General features: G+C 63.2%; 18 protein-coding genes. 3 read left to right on the plus strand and 15 right to left on the minus strand.

Annotated features, from left to right (window positions below):
* Window positions 1-60 precede the first annotated feature (60 nt).
* On the plus strand, window positions 61-1,275 hold the full coding sequence (gene dinB / locus AC097O_RS06695) for a DNA polymerase IV (protein WP_479592055.1): 1,215 nt from the start codon (window positions 61-63) through the stop codon (window positions 1,273-1,275).
* Here dinB and AC097O_RS06700 read toward each other — a convergent pair.
* A complete protein-coding gene (locus AC097O_RS06700) occupies window positions 1,272-2,906 on the minus strand; it encodes an AMP-binding protein (RefSeq protein WP_479592056.1) in 1,635 nt (544 codons plus the stop codon). The genes dinB and AC097O_RS06700 overlap by 4 nt on opposite strands.
* 146 nt (window positions 2,907-3,052) lie before the next feature.
* Between AC097O_RS06700 and AC097O_RS06705 the strand changes: the two genes are divergently transcribed.
* Both AC097O_RS06705 and AC097O_RS06710 read left to right on the plus strand, forming a co-directional pair.
* On the plus strand, window positions 3,053-3,970 hold the full coding sequence (locus AC097O_RS06705) for a DUF3034 family protein (protein WP_479592057.1): 918 nt from the start codon (window positions 3,053-3,055) through the stop codon (window positions 3,968-3,970).
* Window positions 3,971-3,981: 11 nt separating this feature from the next.
* Window positions 3,982-4,404 (plus strand): group I truncated hemoglobin, encoded by a 423-nt coding sequence (locus tag AC097O_RS06710; RefSeq protein ID WP_479592058.1) that lies wholly within the window; start codon window positions 3,982-3,984, stop codon window positions 4,402-4,404.
* A 76-nt stretch (window positions 4,405-4,480) separates the two neighbouring features.
* On the opposite strand, the gene AC097O_RS06715 is transcribed toward AC097O_RS06710, so the two are convergent.
* The 14 genes from AC097O_RS06715 to mmsB all read right to left on the minus strand — a co-directional run bounded on the left by AC097O_RS06715 (window position 4,481) and on the right by mmsB (window position 19,636).
* Window positions 4,481-5,260, minus strand: coding sequence for a hypothetical protein (locus tag AC097O_RS06715; protein WP_479592059.1), 780 nt, complete (start codon window positions 5,258-5,260; stop codon window positions 4,481-4,483).
* Window positions 5,261-5,293: 33 nt separating this feature from the next.
* On the minus strand, window positions 5,294-5,800 hold the full coding sequence (locus tag AC097O_RS06720) for a hypothetical protein (protein WP_479592060.1): 507 nt from the start codon (window positions 5,798-5,800) through the stop codon (window positions 5,294-5,296).
* A gap of 36 nt (window positions 5,801-5,836) precedes the next feature.
* Complete coding sequence (locus AC097O_RS06725; RefSeq protein ID WP_315187223.1) at window positions 5,837-6,373, minus strand: hypothetical protein; 537 nt, start codon at window positions 6,371-6,373, stop codon at window positions 5,837-5,839.
* A 2-nt stretch (window positions 6,374-6,375) separates the two neighbouring features.
* On the minus strand, window positions 6,376-6,855 hold the full coding sequence (locus tag AC097O_RS06730; RefSeq protein ID WP_479592061.1) for a hypothetical protein: 480 nt from the start codon (window positions 6,853-6,855) through the stop codon (window positions 6,376-6,378).
* A gap of 87 nt (window positions 6,856-6,942) precedes the next feature.
* The gene (locus tag AC097O_RS06735; RefSeq protein ID WP_479592062.1) at window positions 6,943-7,248 is read right to left on the minus strand and encodes a hypothetical protein; all 306 of its coding nucleotides are present in this window, start codon (window positions 7,246-7,248) and stop codon (window positions 6,943-6,945) included.
* Window positions 7,249-7,406: 158 nt separating this feature from the next.
* Window positions 7,407-8,252 carry an exosortase-dependent surface protein XDP1 gene (xdp1, locus tag AC097O_RS06740; protein WP_479592063.1) on the minus strand — a complete coding sequence of 282 codons (846 nt, stop codon included), beginning with the start codon at window positions 8,250-8,252 and terminating at the stop codon, window positions 7,407-7,409.
* Between the two features lie 183 nt (window positions 8,253-8,435).
* Window positions 8,436-11,240 (minus strand): XrtA/PEP-CTERM system TPR-repeat protein PrsT, encoded by a 2,805-nt coding sequence (gene prsT / locus AC097O_RS06745; protein WP_479592064.1) that lies wholly within the window; start codon window positions 11,238-11,240, stop codon window positions 8,436-8,438.
* Between the two features lie 160 nt (window positions 11,241-11,400).
* Window positions 11,401-12,099 carry a 7-cyano-7-deazaguanine synthase QueC gene (gene queC, locus AC097O_RS06750; protein WP_479592065.1) on the minus strand — a complete coding sequence of 233 codons (699 nt, stop codon included), beginning with the start codon at window positions 12,097-12,099 and terminating at the stop codon, window positions 11,401-11,403.
* Window positions 12,100-12,230: 131 nt separating this feature from the next.
* Window positions 12,231-13,160, minus strand: a complete 930-nt coding sequence (locus AC097O_RS06755) for a dihydrodipicolinate synthase family protein (RefSeq protein ID WP_479592066.1) — start codon at window positions 13,158-13,160, stop codon at window positions 12,231-12,233.
* Between the two features lie 16 nt (window positions 13,161-13,176).
* Window positions 13,177-14,913 carry an IlvD/Edd family dehydratase gene (locus AC097O_RS06760; protein ID WP_479592067.1) on the minus strand — a complete coding sequence of 579 codons (1,737 nt, stop codon included), beginning with the start codon at window positions 14,911-14,913 and terminating at the stop codon, window positions 13,177-13,179.
* Window positions 14,914-14,921: 8 nt separating this feature from the next.
* Window positions 14,922-15,890, minus strand: a complete 969-nt coding sequence (gene yjfF, locus AC097O_RS06765) for a galactofuranose ABC transporter, permease protein YjfF (RefSeq protein WP_479592068.1) — start codon at window positions 15,888-15,890, stop codon at window positions 14,922-14,924.
* Window positions 15,887-16,927 carry an ABC transporter permease gene (locus tag AC097O_RS06770; RefSeq protein WP_479592069.1) on the minus strand — a complete coding sequence of 347 codons (1,041 nt, stop codon included), beginning with the start codon at window positions 16,925-16,927 and terminating at the stop codon, window positions 15,887-15,889. The genes yjfF and AC097O_RS06770 overlap by 4 nt, the downstream gene beginning before the upstream one ends.
* A complete protein-coding gene (locus tag AC097O_RS06775; RefSeq protein WP_479592070.1) occupies window positions 16,920-18,443 on the minus strand; it encodes a sugar ABC transporter ATP-binding protein in 1,524 nt (507 codons plus the stop codon). The genes AC097O_RS06770 and AC097O_RS06775 overlap by 8 nt, the downstream gene beginning before the upstream one ends.
* The gene (gene mmsB, locus AC097O_RS06780; RefSeq protein WP_479592071.1) at window positions 18,440-19,636 is read right to left on the minus strand and encodes a multiple monosaccharide ABC transporter permease; all 1,197 of its coding nucleotides are present in this window, start codon (window positions 19,634-19,636) and stop codon (window positions 18,440-18,442) included. Before mmsB ends, AC097O_RS06775 begins: the two co-directional genes overlap by 4 nt.
* Between the last annotated feature and the right edge of the window lie 12 nt (window positions 19,637-19,648).

The following is a 19,648-nucleotide window of genomic DNA, read 5'->3' on the forward strand; positions in this document are numbered from 1 at the left end:
CAGACGTCCCATTTCCACGCGACAAAAATTCACATCCCCAACCTCCCTTACACTGTTTAAATGCACAGCCCCCGCCGCATCGCCCACCTCGACATGGACGCGTTCTACGCTTCCGTGGAGTTGCTGCGTTACCCGCAGCTCAAGGGCTTGCCGGTGGTGATTGGCGGGGGGCGGCGCAGGGAGGACGAGGCGCTGGCGGGGCGGGCGCTGGCCGAAATTGGGGTAAACGAATTTCCCAAGCTCAAGGACTACGTGGGGCGCGGGGTAATTACCACGGCCACCTATGCGGCGCGGCAGTTTGGGGTGGGGTCGGCGATGGGGCTGATGAAGGCGGCCAAGCTGTGTCCGCAGGCGATTTTGCTGCCGGTGGACTTTGAGGAAATCCGCCGCTACTCGCGCCAGTTCAAGGCCATCGCGCAGGACATCGTGCCGCTGATGGAAGACCGGGGAGTGGACGAGATTTATCTGGACTTTACCGAGGTGCCCGGCGGCCAGCGCGAGGGTGGGCGGGTGCTGGCGCGGCTGATCCAGAAGGCGGTGCTCGATGCCACGGGGCTGACCTGTTCGGTGGGCGTGGCACCCAACAAGCTGATCGCCAAGATGGCCAGCGAGTTCAACAAACCCAATGGCATTTCCATCGTCGGGCCGGACGATTTGCAAACCCTGATCTGGCCCCTGCCCTGCCGCAAGATCAACGGCATTGGCCCCAAGGCCAGCGAGAAGCTGACGGCGCTGGGGCTACACACCATTGGCGACCTGGCTGCCGCCGACCCGCAGTGGCTGGTGGCGCATTTTGGCAAGGCCACCGGGGCGTGGATGCATGCGTCGGCCCACGGGCGCGACGACCGGCCGGTGGTGACCGAGAGCGAACCCGTGTCCATGAGCCGCGAAACCACTTTTGACCGCGACCTGCACGCGGTGCACGACCGGGCCGAGCTGGGTGCGGTGTTCACCCGGCTGTGCGAGCAGGTGGCCGCCGACCTGCAGCGCAAGGGCTATGTGGGCAAAACCATTGGCATCAAGTTGCGCTATGACGACTTCAAGGCCGCCACCCGCGACCACACGCTCCTCCAACCCACCGCAGATGCCAAGGCCATCCGCCACGCCGCCGGGCAGTGCCTGAAGCGCGCGCCGCTGGACAAACGCCTGCGGCTGCTGGGCGTACGGGTGGGTTCGCTGGTGAAGGCAGATTCAGAAGGAAATACGGCCTCAGCGCTTATTCCATCTGCGCAAGCAGCTATGCATTTGGAAGCACAGACGGGCTGGCTGTTTTAGGCAGTGCGCAGTTCGCGGCGCAGCACCTTGCCCAACGCCGACTTGGGCAGCGCGTCGATGAACTCCACACTGCGCGGGCGCTTGTAGGCGGCGAGCTGCTCGGCGCAAAAGGCCAGCAAGTCGGCTTCGGTCACAGCCGGGTCTTTTTTCACCACCACCAGCTTCACCGCTTCGCCGGTGGCCGCATCGGGCACGCCCACCACCGCACATTCCAGCACGCCGAGGTGGCGGGCCAGCACGGCTTCGATCTCGTTGGGGTAGACGTTGAAGCCGCTGACCAGCAGCATGTCTTTTTTGCGATCGACGATGCGGATGCGGCCCTGCGCGTCCATCACGCCGATGTCGCCGCTGAGGAAGTAGCCGTCCGGCGTGAAGGCGGCGGCGGTGTCCTCGGGGCGCTGCCAATAGCCGGCCATGACCTGCGGGCCGTGGATAGCGATTTCGCCGGGCTGGCCTGGGGGCACGTCCTGGCCAGCATCGTCGAGCATGCGGATGTGCACGCCGGGCATGGGCAGGCCGATGTCGCCGGTAAAGGCCTCCAGGTCGGTGCGGTTGCAGACCACGGCGGCGGCGGTTTCCGACAGGCCGTAGCCTTCGGTGATGGGGCAGCCGGTGACCTCCAGCCAGCGCTGGGCCACGGCGGCCTGCACCGGGCTGCCGCCGCCGTTGCTGATGCACAGCTCGCTGAAGTCCAGCTGCGCAAAGTCGGGGTGCTGCAGCAGCGCGCCAAACAAGGTGTTAACCGCCGGGAACATGTGCAGCTTGTAGGGCTTCAAGAGCGCGATCATGGCGGTCTGGTCGCGCGGGTTCGGGATGAGGATGTTGCGCGCCCCGGCCCGCATGCCCAGCAGGCTGCAGGCCACAAACGCAAACACGTGGTACAGCGGCAGCGCACAGACGATGGTGAACTGGGTGCTGCGGGCTTGGCGCTGCAGGCCCGGTGCCATCCAGGCCTCGGAAGCCAGCACGTTGGCCGCCAGGGTGCTGTGCAGCAGCGTGGCCCCCTTGCTCACGCCCGTGGTGCCGCCGGTGTACTGCAGCACCGCCGGGTCACTGGGCTGCAGCACGGGGCGGTGGTACGGCAAGCTGCGGCCCTGCACCAGGGCATCGACAAAGCTGCTGCCCCCCTCGGCCAGCGCGGGCAGCACCGCCCCGGCAGGCAGGCCCATCAGGTCGGTACCCGCGACCACCAGCACGGTGGCCACATCGGTGTGGGCGGCTATGGCATCCAGCGTGGGCACAAAGCGGTCGAGGATGACGATAGCCTTGGCACCGGAGTCCTGCAATTGGTGCTGCAGCTCGCGCGGGGTGTACAGCGGGTTGATGTTCACCGCCACCAGCCCGGCCCGCAACACCGCCGCCATGGCCACGGGGAAGCTCAGCAGATTGGGCAGCATGATGGCCACGCAGTCACCCTGGGCCAGCGGTTGCGCCTGCAGCCAGGCGGCCAGCGCTCTGGACAAGGCATCCACATCGCCGTAGCGCAGCGCGTGGCCCATGAACACGTAGGCATCGCTGTCTCGGTGGCTGGTAAAGCTGTGCTCCAGCAGGGCCACCGCCGTCGGCAAGCCGGAGGTGTCGATGGCCGTGGGCATTCCAGCGGGGTAATGGGCTTGCCAGGGGTGTTGCATGGAAGGGTTCCCGGTTGAAATGGGCGAAAGCAAAACAGCGTGAGCCCCCGTTTTTACGGTATTTTCGGCGTATCCGAATGTGTGGCTTTACAAGCGCATGTTACAAATAAATCTACCGGTTCCCCCCCCTTCCACGAGGAGTTTTTATGCGCTTGTTCTCCACGGCACTGGCCGCATCCGTTTGGGCTCTGTGCAGCCCTGGGGCTATGGCCGACACCGGCAAATTGCTGCTGACCGGCGGTGTCAGCAGCATCGACGGCGCAGCCGGTGGCGGGCTGAGCCCGTGGGCGGTGGTGGGCAGTAACGCCACCGCGCATGAGATCGGGGTCAGCGCCGCGCTCACCCGCGTGCACACCCAAGACTACGGCCTGACCGTAGCGGGTGCAGTCATAGGCATCCACGACCGGCTGGAGCTGTCTCTGGCCCGGCAAGATTTCGATGCCAGCCCTACGGCGGCCTTGGGCATTGCACCCGGCCAGCACCTCAAGATGGACATCTTCGGTGCAAAGGTGCGGCTGGGGGGCGATGCGGTGCTCAACAGCGACACCTGGATGCCGCAAATCGCCGTGGGCCTGCAGCACAAGCGCCTGCATGCCGGCGGCATGGAGCCGGTGCTGACCGCCCTGGGGGCCAAAACCACCGGCACCGACCTGTATGTGAGCGCCACCAAACTATTGCTGGGCCAGGGCCTGCTGCTCAACGGCACGCTGCGCGCCACCCGGGCCAACCAGAACGGCCTGCTGGGTTTTGGCGGGGCGCTGGGGCAAGGCAAGTACAGGTTCATGCCGGAATTCTCGGTGGCCTATCTGCTGCGCAAAGACATCGCCATTGGCGCGGAAATACGCTTCAAACCCAACAACCTGGAGCCGGTGGGCAACGCCGTGTTCGGTGCCAATTCGGGCGCGCTGCGCGAAGACAGCTGGAAAGACCTGTTCATCGCCTGGGCCCCCAGCAAGCACTTCTCGCTGACCCTGGCCTATGTGGACCTGGGCCGCATCGCCCCCGCACTGGTAGCGGGCCGCAAACAGACCGGTGGCTACGTGTCCGCCCAGGTCGCATTTTGAGGAGCTACAGCATGCAATTTTGCAAACCATGGATCGCCGCTGCACTGCTGGTGTGGTCCGCTGCCAGCCATGCACAAACTACTCCGCTCTACCAATCTCTTGGCGAAAAGCCCGGCATTACCGCCCTGGCCAGCGACTTTGTGGACCGTATGAAAGCCCACCCGCGCATCGGCAAGATGTTTGACGACATCAAACCCGCCTACCTGAAGGAGCAGATCGCCGACCAGTTCTGCGAAATCAGCGGCGGGCCGTGCAAGTACGACGGCGAAACCATGAAGAATTCGCACGCCCAGCTGGGCATCGACAAAGCCCAGTTCAACCTGGTAGTGGAGATTTTGCAGGCCGCCATGGATGCGCAAGGCATTCCGTTTACCGCCCAAAACCAGCTATTGGCCAAGCTGGCACCGATGCACCGCGACATCATGACCAGGTAAAATCCATTTGCTACATAATTTATAGCTTATTGCGCTTATGGAATAAGCGTGAGAGGCCAAAAAGGCTTGAAACCGTTCAACCCACTTCGGTCTTCAACACCGTGCTGCCCGCCCGGTCAAAGCGCAGCGAGATTTCGTGCAGGCTGCTGCGCAGCTCGGCGCTGGCGTTCGGCGGCAGGATGACAAAGCCGTCTTGCTGGTCGGTGCGGGCCAGGCCCAGCTTGAGTTTGAGCTCGCCCTCGGCCAGCCGCAGCGTGGGCATCCCGGTTTCCAGCTGCTGCAAGAACCCACCCATTAGATGCCCCACCTGGTCCGGGGCCAGCACCTCCAGCTTGCCCGCACCGCCTAATTGGGCCGACAGGGTCTTGATGCGCTCGGCACCCAGGCGCAGGCTCTCCATACTGGCCTTGGTGGCGGCCTCCTGCTCGGCCACCTTGGTTTGCACAGCGGCGGCAATGGCGGCTTTTTCGCGCTCGACGCTGCCGTCCAGGCGCTTGAACAGCGTCTGGTTGTCGGCCTGGGCCGCGTCGCGCTGCTCGGCCAGGCGCTGGTTTTCGGCCAGCAAACCCTCGATCTGGGTTTTCAGCAGGCTGATCTGGGCGGCCTGGTCGTCGGCCTCTTCGGGTGCCCGCAACTGGGCCTGCACGCTGGCCAGTTGCTGGCGCAGCGCGTCAGCCTCGGCAGTAGCCTTGAGTTCACGGTCACTGGCGGCGGTGGCGGCCAGTTTCAGGCGCGACATGGCATCGGCCGCTTCGGCCAGGCTTTTGCGGGCGGCGGCCTCGGTGTCCGCCGTCTGGGCCTGGGCGGCCTTCAACGCGGTTTGCAGCTGCGCCAGCGTGGGGGGTTTGGTCGCCATCTTGGGTTCCTCGGTTGCGCACAGGATGGGTTGTTAGTCTGCCACCAACTGCTCACGCACCATGCGGCCATCGGCATCCACCGCGTTCACCAGCCAGCGGCTGCTGCCCGGCACAAAGGTAGCGCGCACCTCCAGCGGGCCCATCACCCGCTCCAGCGCCTGCAGATCGTCGCGTTGCCTAAAGCCTTTGATGATCTCGTCCTTGGTCTTGACGGGCACGGTGCTGCCGCCGGGGTTGCTGGCCAAGGCCGGTGTGGCGGCGGTGGCCACAAAGTTGACGCGGATGGTGGACACGGCCGAGGCATTAAGTGCACCGGACAGACGGGCAGAAGACAACGGCTCGATCTCCAGCTCGCCAGTGCTGCTGCGCGACACCGCGGCCTTGATTTCCAGCGTGGCCTCAGACATCACCATGCCACTGGCCAGGCCGACCCCCAGGCCCAGATCGGTCTGGGCGCTGGTCAGGGCGGCACCGGCGTTGCCCAGCAAGGCCCCCAGGGGAGCACGCTGCAGATTGATGGGGTTGGTGGCGAGGGCCATGGCGAGAGTGCTCCAGCTATCAGTACAACGGGTGGGTCAGCTGGTGACCGTGCGGCGCGGAATCTCCAGACGCAGCGGCGCGGGCACGGGCACCAGGGTAGCGGTAATTTTGGAATGCACCGACACGTCGCGGTTGAGCTTGCGCTCAAAGCGGATGTTGGATGTCTCCGCAAACAAACCCAGCCCGCCCTTCTTGACGGTGCCGTCGGAGTTGGTCTGCTCGACCAGCTTCAGGTCCATGCTGACCTCCACCGTGGCCTGCGAGAACTGGTAGAAGGTCGGCTTCACCCCCAGCGCCAGCAGCGACACGGTTTGCGGCGCACCCTGGGTGAAGCTGACCGTGCCGTCCGCCGCCACCGTTTCGGTGATGCTGGGGACGATCTGCACCGTGGTTTCGGCCAGCTCGGTCACCATCTCGGCGGCGCTGCGGTCCAGCGCCATCTGCGCATCGGCAATGCCCTCGGCCATCAGGCGCACCAAGTCGGCAAACGAGGTGGATGCCGTTTCTTGCACCGCCACATCGGCCGCCACGATGGGCGTGCGAAAGGCCTTGACCTTGTCCAGCGTGGCCATGGTCAGGCGGGTACTTTGGGTGGACGGTTATCCACCACGTTAAGCTGCGGGGCAATGCGCGGCGGCGGTGGCACCGGCACCATGCGGGTCAGCAGGCGGCTGGTGCCTCGCACCTCTTTGCCAAACTTGCGGTTATGCGACACGTCCACCGACACCGATGCGCTCCAGCAGGCAAACCCAGCTTTGGCTTTGACACCGATTTTGAGACTGGTTTCCACCGAGGTGGTGGTCTTGATGTCCATCGTCACTTCGATGGTTGCCTCGGCAAACTGGTAGAACGTGGGCATCAACCCGATCTGGATCAGCGACACGTTGACCGGGGGAGAGTTCACAAAGGTCACGTCGCCATTGGCGGCGATGGTCTGGGTGACCCCCATCACCAGCGGCAGCTCGGTTTCGGCCAGGGCCTTGGCGGTTTCCACCGAGTTTTCGTCCAGCGCCTTTTGCGCCTCGGCAATGCCCAGCGCAAGTTTCAGCACCATATCGGGAAGGGGTACGTCGAGTAATTCTTGTCCAACACTACCGGCCATAGCTGTCTCCTTGAAGTGGGCCGCTGGTCACAGCAGCAGTTACGAAACCCTGGGCGCTGGCACTGTTCTGGAAAGGTTCAAAGCCCCCAGAACCGCCGCCAGGCGCTGCTGGTCCACGTTGACCGGGCCAATGAAACGCACTGCCCGCGATCCCCGCAAACCCATGTACGAAGTCACTCCCATTACCACCAAAGCCTTGGCAGTGTCGAGGCGGGCGACCACCTGGCCGCCCACACTGCGCACCAAAGCGTCCAGACCACCCGGCTCCGCCGCTTCCAGCAAAAACATGCCACGCCCCGGCAAACCGATAGATACCTTGGCTCCAAAGCGCTCTGCTGTTTGCATCAACCGTCTCCGGGTGGGATTAACTTCATGATGGTGGATGCCGTCCAATTTCGCATCCACAAGTTTGATGAAACTGGCAAAGCGACGCCCCAATGCAAAAAGGCACCGAAACTCGGTGCCTTTTCAGGAGTGGCCGCAAGTGGCCAGAGAGCAAAAACTTAGGCGGCTAAATGAACCGACTGGCCCTTGGCTTTGCGACGGCTGGTGCCGATCAAGCCGAGCAAGCCCAGGCCGATCAGGGCCAAAGAACCTGGCTCGGGAACCTTGCCACCAGTGCTAGGCTGGGGATTGCTGGCAACCGACATGATCTTGACGTAATCGGCTATGGAGTCCATGGCACCGCCACCGTAGCCTGAGTTGTAGGCACTGATGATCCACCAGCTGGAGTAAGTGGTGGTATCGGTGGTATTCAACGACACATTCGCAGTCGTGCCGCCGTTGCCATTGATATCCACAAGGTTAGTGCCAACGGCGGTACCCGAGCTCCCATAGTTTTTGACCGAGGTCCAACCGGAAGTGACCAACGTCGCAGCAGTTTTACCCGTAACTGTGGGCGTACCGGTACCGGTGTAAGCGAGCACCGAAATGTCATAGTCGCTAGACCACCAGCCCAGGGTGATATTGGCCAAGTTCACTGCGGAGGTGAACTTCAGAACGATCAAGTCCGTGCCAGCGTTGTTGTCCATGGAATGGTTGGGGCTTCCCGTTCCATCATTGACACTTTGGACACCGACACCATAGTTGGTGCCATAGTTTTGAATAGTGGCCGCCGCAAACGCGGTACCCGTAGTGGGACTGCTGGTGGTGCCTGTAGCGGTTGAGTATGCCTGGGCCGTCAAGGTGTTGCCACCAGAGGTACCGCATGCTACGGCACCGGTTGAATTGGAACCGCAACCGGCTTCCAGATTCCATGTTGTCGTCGCGGCGAAGCTGGCCGAAGCCCAACCCAGCACAGCGCAAGCTGCAATGGCCTGGACAGCACGGTTCAAGGGGGTGGTTTTCATATGTGTGATCCTGTTAACCAAATGTATAAACACTAATTTCATTCAACTAAGTACCATCAAGCCAAACTCATGCCATGACAAAAAAAACTCTATAAATCAACAGCTTATGCATCTATAAAATTGCTAAATTAATGGTTTTGTAAGAAATGCCGACACCTCTTTTTAAGGTCTCGGTTACACGTTTTAACGTAGAGTTTTCAGCAGGCTTTCGGCTGCAGCTTGCTCTTCAAAGCCCCGTCCAGCCTTGAGTGCTGCCTCCGCCTCGTCACGGGCCTCGATCTTGCGGCCCAACTGGGCCAGTACGGTGGCCAGGTGGTAGCGGACGACCGGATTGCCGGGCTCACGCAAACGGGCATCGCGCAGCAATTGCAGTGCGCGGTCCATTTGGCCCGACTGGAACAGGGCCCAACCCAAGGTGTCAATGGCGTTGGCGTTATTGCCGTCCTGCGCGACGGCCTTTTCAGCGATAGCGATCGCCGTCGGATCCTTCAGTCGCAACAATACGTTGGCCAGGTTGTTGAGCGCCTCGGCATCGTTTGGAGCGGTTTTCAATAGACCCTCGTAGTGGCCGCGTGCAGCGACAAGGTTACCGGTGCGGGTGTAACCCTCAGCCAGCGCTTTGCGTACCTGGGTGTCTTGCGGACGGGTTTTGGCCCATTGCTCGGCCAGTTGCAGAGCGGGTTTGCCACCGTCTTGGTTGAACTGGGCACGGAACAGGCGCAGCAGGGTGTCGGCACTGGGTTCGACCTGGTGGGCACGGCGGTAGGCATCGATGGCAGCGGCGGTCTGGCCCCGGGCCAGGGCGACATCACCCAGCAAGCTATTGCCGATGGCGCGCTTGGGGGCCAACGCCAGCACTTGGCGGGCCCGTTGCTCGGCTTTGGCAGGGTCGTTGCGGCGCAGTTCCACATCGGCCATCAGGGCCAAGGCAGGCAAAAAGTTGGGCTGGCTGGCCAGGGCTTTGTCCAGGCTGTAGGCGGCTCCGGCGGTATTGTTGACGGCCATTTGCAAGACGGCGATCTGTGTTTGCATGGGAGGATCGGACTCGGCAAAGCGGGTAGCTCCGGAGAAAGTGGATTTGGCCCCCTCCACGTCGCCATTGGCCAACTGGGCGCGGCCATAGACCAACAAGGACGGCAGGTTGTCTGCCCCCTTGGCGAGCAGGCGCTTGGCGGCTTCCATGGCCAATGCGGGGGCGCGGTTGCGCAGATGCAACTCGACCAACGAGGTGTCGGGGCGCAACTCGTGCGGGCCCGCAATGTCACTGGCTTTTTGCAACCAACGCAGAGTCTCGGCAGGCTGGCCACGGCGGTCTGACAAATTGGCCATTTCGTACATCGCGTCGATATTTTTGGCATCGGCTTTGAGAATGGCCGCCAGGCGGGCTTGGGCACTGTCAAAGGCTTTGGCGGCAATGTCTACCCGGGCCAGGTTGACCACGGGAGCCATCAGGGTGGCATCGAGTGCGATGGCGCGTTCGAAGGCGGTTTTGGCAGCGGGCAGCTTGCCACCCTGGGCATGGGCCATCCCCAACAGCGTGTAGTAACCGGCGTTATTGGGCTGGAGTTGAACCAGTTTTTCGGCCACCGCGACGGCTTTGCTGGCCTGGTCATCGCGCAGGTACAGGCCCACCAGGGCAGCACCGGCCTGAACCTGGCTCGGGTCTTTGAAGGCAGTCTCCAGCTGGACGATGGCATCACCGGTTTTGCCGCCGCCCACCAGGCTCAGGCCTAGAGCCGCGCGGTATTCGGGGGTGTCTCTGGTGGTGAGCGCTTGCTGCATCAGGGCCGTGGCTTTGGCGTGGCGGCCCTGGGCCATGTTCGCACCGGCCAGCAGCGTGATGGCCTGGCCATCGCCTGGCTGGGCTTTGATGTAGGTATCCAGCAATTCGGTGGCACTGCTGAAATTGCCTTCGGACATGTAAATTTGGGCCAGCAGTTTGGAGACCGGGCTGTTGCCCTGCACACGCTGGAAGGACTCAAGGTAGGGCTTGGCTTTTTCGCGCTCGCCAAGGCCAAAGTGGGCCAGGCCATTGAGCATGAGCAACTGCGGGCGATACTGGATAAAACTTGGTGGCACCGGATCCAGCAAGCTGGTGACTTCCAGCAGCGCAGCACGCACGGCGGCTACATTGCCGCTGCGCTCTGCCAGCAGCGCCTTCAGGTAGGCTGCACGGGGTTCGCGGGGCGAAAGGCGCTTCAGTTCGACTACGTCTTTGGCGGCCTCGGCGTCTTTACCTAAATCGATAGCGATGCCAGCGCGGGCGACGCGGGCTTCAATATGATTGGGGTCGGATTGCAGCGCTGCATCGTAGGCAGCCACGGCTGCGCCCAGTTTGCCCTGCACGTGCAGCAAAGCGCCTTTTTGGTAGCGGACCTCCGCCGAACTGGGAGCCAGGGATTGCGCCCGGTCGACGGCAATCTGGGCCTCGGCAAATTGGCGTACCCTGATACGCACCGGCACTTCGGCCAGCCAGGTTTCCGGTGCCCGGCTGTCCACTGCACGGGCTTCCTCGATCGACTTCAGGGCCGTACGCACATCGCCCAGATCGGCGCTGGCGGCCGCGCGCAACAGCAGGATTTGCACCTGCGTGCCCGGTGGCAGTCCCGCAGGGCTGAACTGGCCCTGCTCCAGCACCAGTTTTTGCTTGCCTTGGGCAATGAAAGCCTGCGCCAAGGGCACAACCACCTCGGCCCGGTTCACGCCCAGACGCAAGGCCTCCAGCAAGGCGACTTCGGCCGTGACGGCCTCGCCATTGGCCAGCAAGGCTTTGCCCAGCAGCACTTGCACGGGCAACATGTTTCTGTCGATCTGCAAGGCGTTTTTCAGCTGGATGATGGCACCGGGCATGTCGCGTTTTTCGAACCGGCCCAGCGCATCTTCGTAATAACGGGAGGCTTTGCTGTCGGTAACGGCGTAACTTGCCAGGCTACTGGCGCAAATGAGCGCTAAAAAAACAGCGCGAAAAGGAGGGAAAATTGGCTTCATAGACAGGTCCAGCTACTAAATCTGCACACAATGTGTGCGCACATTTTTGAATGGTATCTGATGAACAAGCGCCAATGCCCCTATCGCCGCTACCGGCGATAAGGAAAAGCACGAAGGGTGATATCCGTCACGGGCCCGTCGAAACCGGGCTACAGACAAGTCAAGCCGGTGATAAAAACCGCTCAAATCCACGCGCGCGCAGCACGCACGCCGGGCATTCGCCGCAGCCGTAGCCCCAGGCATGGCGGTGCACGCGGTCGCCCAGGTAGCAGGTGTGGGTGTCTTCCACGATCAGGTCCACCAGCGCCTGGCCGCCCAGTTGCTGGGCCAGTTGCCAGGTCTGGGCCTTGTCGATCCACATCAGCGGGGTTTCGATCAAATAGCGCTTGTCCATGCCCAATGACAAAGCCAGTTGCATGGCTTTCATGGTGTCGTCGCGGCAATCGGGATAGCCGGAGAAGTCGGTTTCGCACACGCCGGTGACGATCACTTCCAGATCGCGGCGGTAGGCCAGCGCGGCGGCCAGGGTGAGGAACAGCAGGTTGCGGCCTGGCACAAAGGTGTTGGGCAGGCCGCCCTCCTCCATCTTGAAGGCCATGTCGCGGGTGAGCGAGGTCTCGCTGACCTGGCCCAGCACCGACAGGTCCAGCAGATGGTCTTCGCCCATCTTGTCGGCCCACTCGGGAAACTGGGCTTTGAGATTGGCGAGAACCTGCAAACGCGCTTGCAGCTCGACGTGGTGGCGCTGGCCGTAGTCGAAGGCGACCGTTTCCACATGGGCGTACTTGGACAAGGCCAAGGCCAGGCAGGTGGTGGAGTCTTGCCCACCAGAGAACAGAACGAGGGCGCGGGAGTGCATGGTTTCAGGGGAATGCGAACGGGTGGGCAATTTACCACCTCCGGGGATGGAGCGTGCGCAGCCCTGAAATATGCATCAAATTGGCCTCTAGCGCTTATTCAATAAGCACGAGAAGCTATCAAAAAATAGTATCAGCGCCCCCAGCGCAGCACCAGCGGATCGAGCCTGCGGGCGGTTTCGATCAAACCGGCACGCACCGCAGGGTGCATTTCAGGCCAGGGGTGGCGCGGGGCTTCGCAGGCGATGATGCCGCCCTCGGCCATCAGCGACTTGGCGGTGAGTATGCCGCCCTGGCGGTTTTCGTAGTTGATGAGCGGCAGCCACTGCTGGTAGAGCGCATAGGCTTTGTCGCGGTCGCCCGCGCGGTGGGCTTCGATGATGGGGCGGATGCCATCGGGGTAGGCACCACCGGTCATGGCACCTGTCGCACCGGCATCCAGGTCGGGCATCAGGGTGATGGCTTCTTCGCCGTCCCACGGGCCTTCGATGGCCTCGCCGCCCACGCGGATCAGCTCGCGCAGCTTGGCGGCCGCCCCGGCGGTCTCGATCTTGAAATACGCCAGATGCTCGATCTCTTGCGCCATGCGGGCCAGGAACGGCACCGACAGCGGCGTGCCCGCCGCAGGCGCATCCTGGACCATGATGGGGATGTCAATGGCATCCGACAGCCGGGCGTAAAACTCGTAGATTTGCGCCTCACCCACGCGGAAGGTCGCCCCGTGGTAGGGCGGCATCACCATGACCATGGCCGCACCCATGTCCTGCGCGCGGCGGCTGCGTTGGGCACAGACCGTGGTGCCGAAATGGGTGGTGGTGACGATCACCGGCACGCGGCCCGCCACGTGTTCCAGGATGGTTTTGGTCAGGATCTCGCGCTCGTCGTCCGACAACAAGAACTGCTCGGAGAAGTTGGCCAGGATGCACAGGCCGTCGGAGCCCGCATCGATCATGAAATCGACGCAGCGCTTCTGGCTGGGCAGGTCCAGTTCGCCCGAGGGCGTAAAGGTGGTGGGGACGACCGGGAAGATGCCCCGGTAGCGGGGGTTGGATGCGTTGTGCATGGCGTTCAACAGGTAATTAATGGGAATGGCGGGGCACGGTAGAACCGCGGCAGCCGACCAGGAAGTCGAAATCGCAGCCGTCATCCGCTTGCAGCACGTGGTCCACGTACAAGCGGGCGTAGCCACCCGAAAGGGGCTTGGGTGCGTTACCAGCCAGCGCAGCCAGGCGCTCGGCCAGCTCGGCATCGCTGATGTCCAGGTGCAGGCGGCCTTGTTCGCAGTCCAGCTCGATGAAGTCGCCATCGCGCACGGCAGCCAGCGGGCCACCGGCGGCGGCTTCGGGGGCCACGTGCAGCACCACGGTACCGTAGGCGGTGCCGCTCATGCGGGCATCCGAGATACGCACCATGTCCTTCACGCCCTGGCGCAGCAACTTGGGCGGCAGGCCCATATTGCCCACCTCGGCCATGCCGGGGTAGCCCTTGGGGCCGCAATTCTTCAAGACCATTACGCAGCTCGCGTCGATGTCCAGGTCTTCATCGACGATGCGTTCCTTGTAGTGCTCCAGGTTCTCGAACACCACGGCGCGGCCCCGGTGCTTGAGCAGCGCGGGCGTGGCGGCCGACGGCTTGAGCACCGCACCGCGGGGCGACAGGTTGCCACGCAGGATGCAGATGCCGCCGTCGGCAATCAGCGGGTTGTCTATCGGGCGAATCACTTCGTCGTTGTACTGGGGCGCTTCGCGCACGTTGTCCCACATGGATTTGCCGTTGACCGTGAGCGCATCGGGGTGCGGCAGCAGGCCGTGCTCGCCCAGGCGGCGCACCACGGCAGGCAGGCCACCGGCGTAGTAAAACTCTTCCATCAGGAAGCGGCCCGAGGGCTGCAGATCGACGATGGTGGGCGTGCCCTTACCCACCCGGGTCCAGTCTTCCAAGTCGAGCTGCACACCGATGCGGCCGGCAATGGCTTTGAGGTGGATCACGGCGTTGGTCGAGCCACCGATGGCTGCGTTGACGCGGATGGCATTTTCAAACGCTTCGCGGGTCAAAATTTTGGACAGGGTGAGGCCCTCACGGGCCATCTGCACCGCGCGGATGCCCGACATGTGCGCCAGCACGTAGCGGCGCGCATCCACCGCCGGAATCGCGGCGTTGTGCGGCAGCGACGTTCCCAGGGCCTCCGCCATGCAGGCCATGGTGCTGGCCGTGCCCATGGTGTTGCAGGTGCCGGCAGAGCGCGACATGCCCGCCTCGGCGGCAAAGAACTGGTGCTCGTTGATCTCGCCCGCTTTCAGCGATTCATGCAGTTGCCACACCGCCGTGCCGGAGCCGATGTTCTTGCCATCCAGCTTGCCGTTGAGCATGGGGCCGCCGGTGACCACGATGGCGGGAATATCGCAACTGGCAGCGCCCATCAGCAGCGCGGGCGTGGTTTTGTCGCAGCCGGTAAGCAGCACCACCGCGTCGATGGGGTTGCCGCGGATGGCCTCTTCCACGTCCATGCTGGCCAGGTTGCGGGTCAGCATGGCCGTGGGGCGCAGGTTGGATTCGCCGTTGCTGAACACCGGGAACTCCACAGGGAAGCCACCGGCCTCGAAGATGCCGCGCTTCACGTGCTCGGCGATCTTGCGGAAGTGGGCGTTGCACGGGGTGAGCTCGCTCCAGGTGTTGCAGATGCCGACGATGGGGCGGCCATCGAACTCGTGGTCGGGGATGCCCTGGTTCTTCATCCAGCTGCGGTACATGAAGCCGTTTTTGTCGGCGCTGCCAAACCATTCGGTGGAGCGCATTTTTTTAGGGGTGTCAGTCATAGGAGATTTCAGGGTTGGGGGGATTTATGGGCGGCAAACACGCGCTGGAGCAGGCAGAACAGGAACAGCAGCGCGCCCACGACGATGCGCGTCCACCAGGAACTCAAAGAGCCGTCAAAAGAAATCAGGGTCTGGATGATCCCGAGCATCAGCACGCCAAACAGGGTGCCGACCATGTAGCCCGAGCCGCCGGTGAGCAGCGTGCCGCCGATGACCACCGCGGCAATCGCGTCCAGCTCCATGCCCACGGCATGCAGGCCGTAGCCCGAGAGCATGTAAAAGGTAAACACCACGCCCGCCAGCGCCGAGCAAAAGCCCGACAGCGTGTACACGCCGATCACGGTGGCGCGCACCGGCAAACCCATCAACAGCGCCGAATGTTCGCTGCCGCCCACGGCGTACACCGTGCGGCCAAACGGTGTGCAGTGCGCCACAAAAACCGCCACCACCAGCACGATGAGCGCAATCACCGCGCCAATCGACAGCGAGGCATCGCCCCACACCGGGATGCGCATTTGCGAGACCTCGGAGTAAAACTCGTTGGTCATGCTGATCGAGTCGATGCTGATCAGGTAGCACAGGCCGCGCGCCAGGAACATGCCCGCCAGCGTCACGATGAAGGGCTGCAGCCGAAAGCGCTCAATCAAAAACCCCATGAAGGCCCCAAACGCCGTGCCCATCAGCAGCACCAGCGGAATCACCACCGCAGGGCTCCAGCCGTGCTTTTCCACCAGCGACGCCGACACCATGGTGGTGAACGCAATCACCGAGCCCACCGACAGATCGATGCCGCCGGACAGCACCACAAAGGTCATGCCCACGGCCACGATCACCAAAAAGGCGTTGTCGATCAGCAGGTTCAAAAACACCTGCGGCGAGAAGAAACCGTCGTAAAACACCGAGCCGAGCGTGGCCATGGCGGCAAACAGCGAGACGGTGGCCACGATGGGCAGGTGCTGGGGATTCAGTGTCTTCATGGCTGGCCTTGCACGGGGCGGACCACCCAGGTGCCCACGGTGGCGCGGAACTCGGCGGACTGCAGCAGCATCACCGCAAACACCACCACGGCCTTCACCACCAGGTTGACCTCGGGCGGCACGCCCAGCGAGTAGATGGCGTAGGTCAGCGTCTGGATGATCAGCGCGCCGATCACGCTGCCAAACAAACTAAAGCGCCCACCGGTCAGCGCGGTGCCGCCCAGGGTGACGGCCAAAATGGCATCCAGCTCCAGCAGTTGCCCGGCGTTGTTGCCGTCGGCACTCTTCACGTTGGAGCTGATGAGCAGCCCCGCCACGCCCGCGCAAAAGCCGCAAAACGCATACACCCATACGGTGAGCTTGCGCGCCTGGATACCCACACCGCGCGCCGCCACCGGGTTGATACCGACCGCCTGGATGAACAGGCCCAAGGCCGTGCGCGTCATGGCCAGGTGCAGCACGCCATACACCAGGGCCACGATGAACAGCGAGAACGGCAGGCCCGCCAGATAGCCGCTGCCCAGAAAGAAAAACGGCGCGTAGTAGATGGTGATGATCTGCCCGCCGGTGATGAGCTGGGCAATGCCCCGGCCCGCCACCATCAGAATCAGCGTGGCAATGATGGGCTGCATGCCGATGCGGGCCACCAGCACTCCGTTCCACAGGCCGCACACCACCGCCACACCCAGGGCGGCCAGAATCGCCAGCGGCATGGGGAAGCGGCTGGCGTGTACCGCCACACCGTCTTGCACCACCAGCGCGCCGCCAATCATCCAGGCGGCCAGCGCAGCCGAAATCGCCACCACCGCACCTACCGAAATGTCGATACCCCGGGTGGCGATCACCAAGGTCATGCCCAGCGACACCAGCACCAGCGGCGCGGCCCGGTTCAGGATGTCGATCAGGCTGCCGTACAGGTGGCCGTCGCGCCACTCGATGTGCAAAAAGCCGGGGTTGAAAACCACATTCACTATCAAAAGTAATAGCAGGGTCAGCAAGGGCCACGCGCGCGGGTGCCGCAAAAAGGTCTTAAACATGGTCGGCGGCAATCAGTGCATAAACTTCGTCTTCAGAACTGCCACCGGGCAGCTCCCCTACTTTGCGCCGGTCGCGCAGCACGGCAATACGGTCGGACACGCGCACCACCTCGCCCATCTCGCTGGAGATGAATAGCACGGCCATACCGCCGCGCGCCAGGCGCAGGATTTCTTCCATGATTTCCTGCTTGGCCGCCACGTCGATGCCGCGGGTGGGTTCGTCCAGAATCAACAGGCGCGGGTCGGTGGCCAGCCAGCGGGCGATCACCGCCTTTTGCTGGTTGCCGCCCGACAGCAGGCCGATGGGCGTCTCGATGCTGGCGGTTTTGATGCCCAAGGTTTTGACGAAATGCTCGGCCAGCGTGGTCTGCTCGGCAACGCTCAAGAATTTGCGTACGCCCAGCCGCGCCTGCAGCGCCAAGGCAATGTTTTCGCGCACCGACAACTCGGCGACGATGCCGTCGGTCTTGCGCTCTTCGGGGCACAGGGCGATGCCGTACTGCACCGCGTCTGCGGGATTACCGAGCTGCACGGTCTGGCCGTCGATCTGCAGGCTGCCCTTGTCGGCGGCCTCCAGGCCAAACAGCAGCCGCGCCAGCTCGGTACGGCCTGCCCCCAGCAGGCCCGCCAGGCCCAGCACCTCACCCGCATGCAGCTTGATATCTACCGGCTGCAAACGCCCGGCCTGGCCCAGGCCCTGGGTTTGCAACAGCACCACATCCTGGGCGGCATCGCGCTGCTGCCCGGCGTGGGCGTTTTGCGCCGCAAATTCACGGCCCAGCATGGCAGAGATCAGGGCCTGGGGCGGCAAGGCATCGGCCATCCATTCGCCCACCCACTCCCCGTTGCGCAGCACAGTGATACGGTCGGAAATGGCATAAACCTGGTTCAGGAAGTGCGACACAAACACAATCGCCAGGCCCTCGCCGCGCAGGCGGCGCAGCACTTCGAACAGCTTCTGCACTTCGTCTTCGTCCAGACTGGAAGTGGGTTCGTCCAGGATCAGCACCTTGGATTCCACACCCAGCGCCCGGGCGATGGCCACCAGCTGTTGCACCGCCACCGGGTAGGTGGAGAGCAGTTGCGTCACGTCAATGTCCAGCCCGATGCGCTCCAGCAGTTCGCGGCTGCGGCGGTGCACCGTGGCCCAGTCGATACGGTAACCCTGCGTCCAGCCCAGGCGCGGGTAGCGCCCGGCAAACACGTTCTCGGCCACCGACAGGTTGGGGCAGAGGTTCACCTCCTGGTAGACGGTGCTGATGCCCAGCCTTTGGGCTGCCAGGGGCGAATCGGGCCGGATGGGCTGGCCCATCAACAGCATCTGCCCGCCGCTGGACTCCAGCACGCCGGTGAGCACCTTGATCAGCGTGGACTTGCCCGCGCCGTTCTGCCCCATCAGGGCGTGGATCTCGCCAGGGTACAGGCGCAGTTGCACGCTACGGAGCACAGGGTTACCGGCAAACTCTTTGTCGATACCCGTGAGCTCCAGCACGGGCAGTGCGCCAGCGATGCTCATCCCTTGTTCTTGTTGTACACGTCGACAAACACGGCGGCCAGCAGCACCAGGCCCTTGATGATCTGCTGGTAGTCGATGCCGATGCCCATGATGGACATGCCGTTGTTCATCACGCCCATGATGAACGCGCCAATCACCGCGCCCATCACCTTGCCCACACCGCCCGAGGCCGAGGCCCCGCCGATGAAGCAGGCGGCAATCACGTCCAGCTCAAAACCCAGGCCGCCCTTGGGCGTGGCGGTGTTGAGCCGTGCGGCAAACACCAGCCCGGCCAACGCAGCCAGCACGCCCATGTTGATGAAGGTGTAGAAGGCCAGGCGCTCGGTCTTGATGCCCGACAGTTTGGCGGCCTTCTCGTTGCCGCCCAGGGCGTAGACGCGGCGGCCAATGGTGGTGCGGCTGGTCACAAAGTCAAACACCGCAATCAGCAGCGCCATGACGATCAGCACATTGGGCAGGCCCTTGTAGGACGCCAGCAGGTAGCTGAAGGTGACCAGAATGGCGGTAAAAATGGCCATCTTGCCCCAGAAGAACGCTGCGGGCTCGCCCGCAATGCCGTGCTGCTGCTGGTTGCTGCGCGTGCGCATGCCGGCCACCACCAGGGCAAATGCCACGGCAGCGCCCAGCAGCAACGAGGTGGTGCGCAGAGTTTCGCTATTGAAAAAATCGGGGATAAAGCCCGAGCTCAGCAACTGGAACTCGTCCGGAAACGGGCCGATGGACTGCCCCGCCAGCAAGGCCAGCGCCAGCCCGCGAAACACCAGCATGCCCGCCAAGGTGACGATGAACGAAGGGATGCGAAAGAAGGCCACAAAATAGCCCTGCGCCGCACCAATCAGGCCACCCACCAGCAGGCAGACGATGGTGGTGGGCACGTAATGCCACTCGTAGGTGACCATCAGCACGGCGGCCACCGCGCCGACAAAGCCGACGATAGAGCCCACCGACAGGTCGATGTGCCCCGCCACAATCACCAGCAACATGCCCAGCGCCATGATGACGATGTAGCTGTTTTGCAGCACCAGGTTGGTCAGGTTCAGCGGCTGCATCAGCGTGCCGTCGGTCATGAACTGGAAGAAGCCCATGATGGCCACCAGCGACAGCAGCATGCCGTATTCGCGCAGGTTGTTTTTGAAGAAGCTCAGGCCCGAAGGCGCGGCGGGTGCGGCAGGGGTGGTGGTGGTGTTTTCCATGGTCTGAATGCT

Source organism: Rhodoferax sp. LS1P39 (assembly GCF_056521425.1).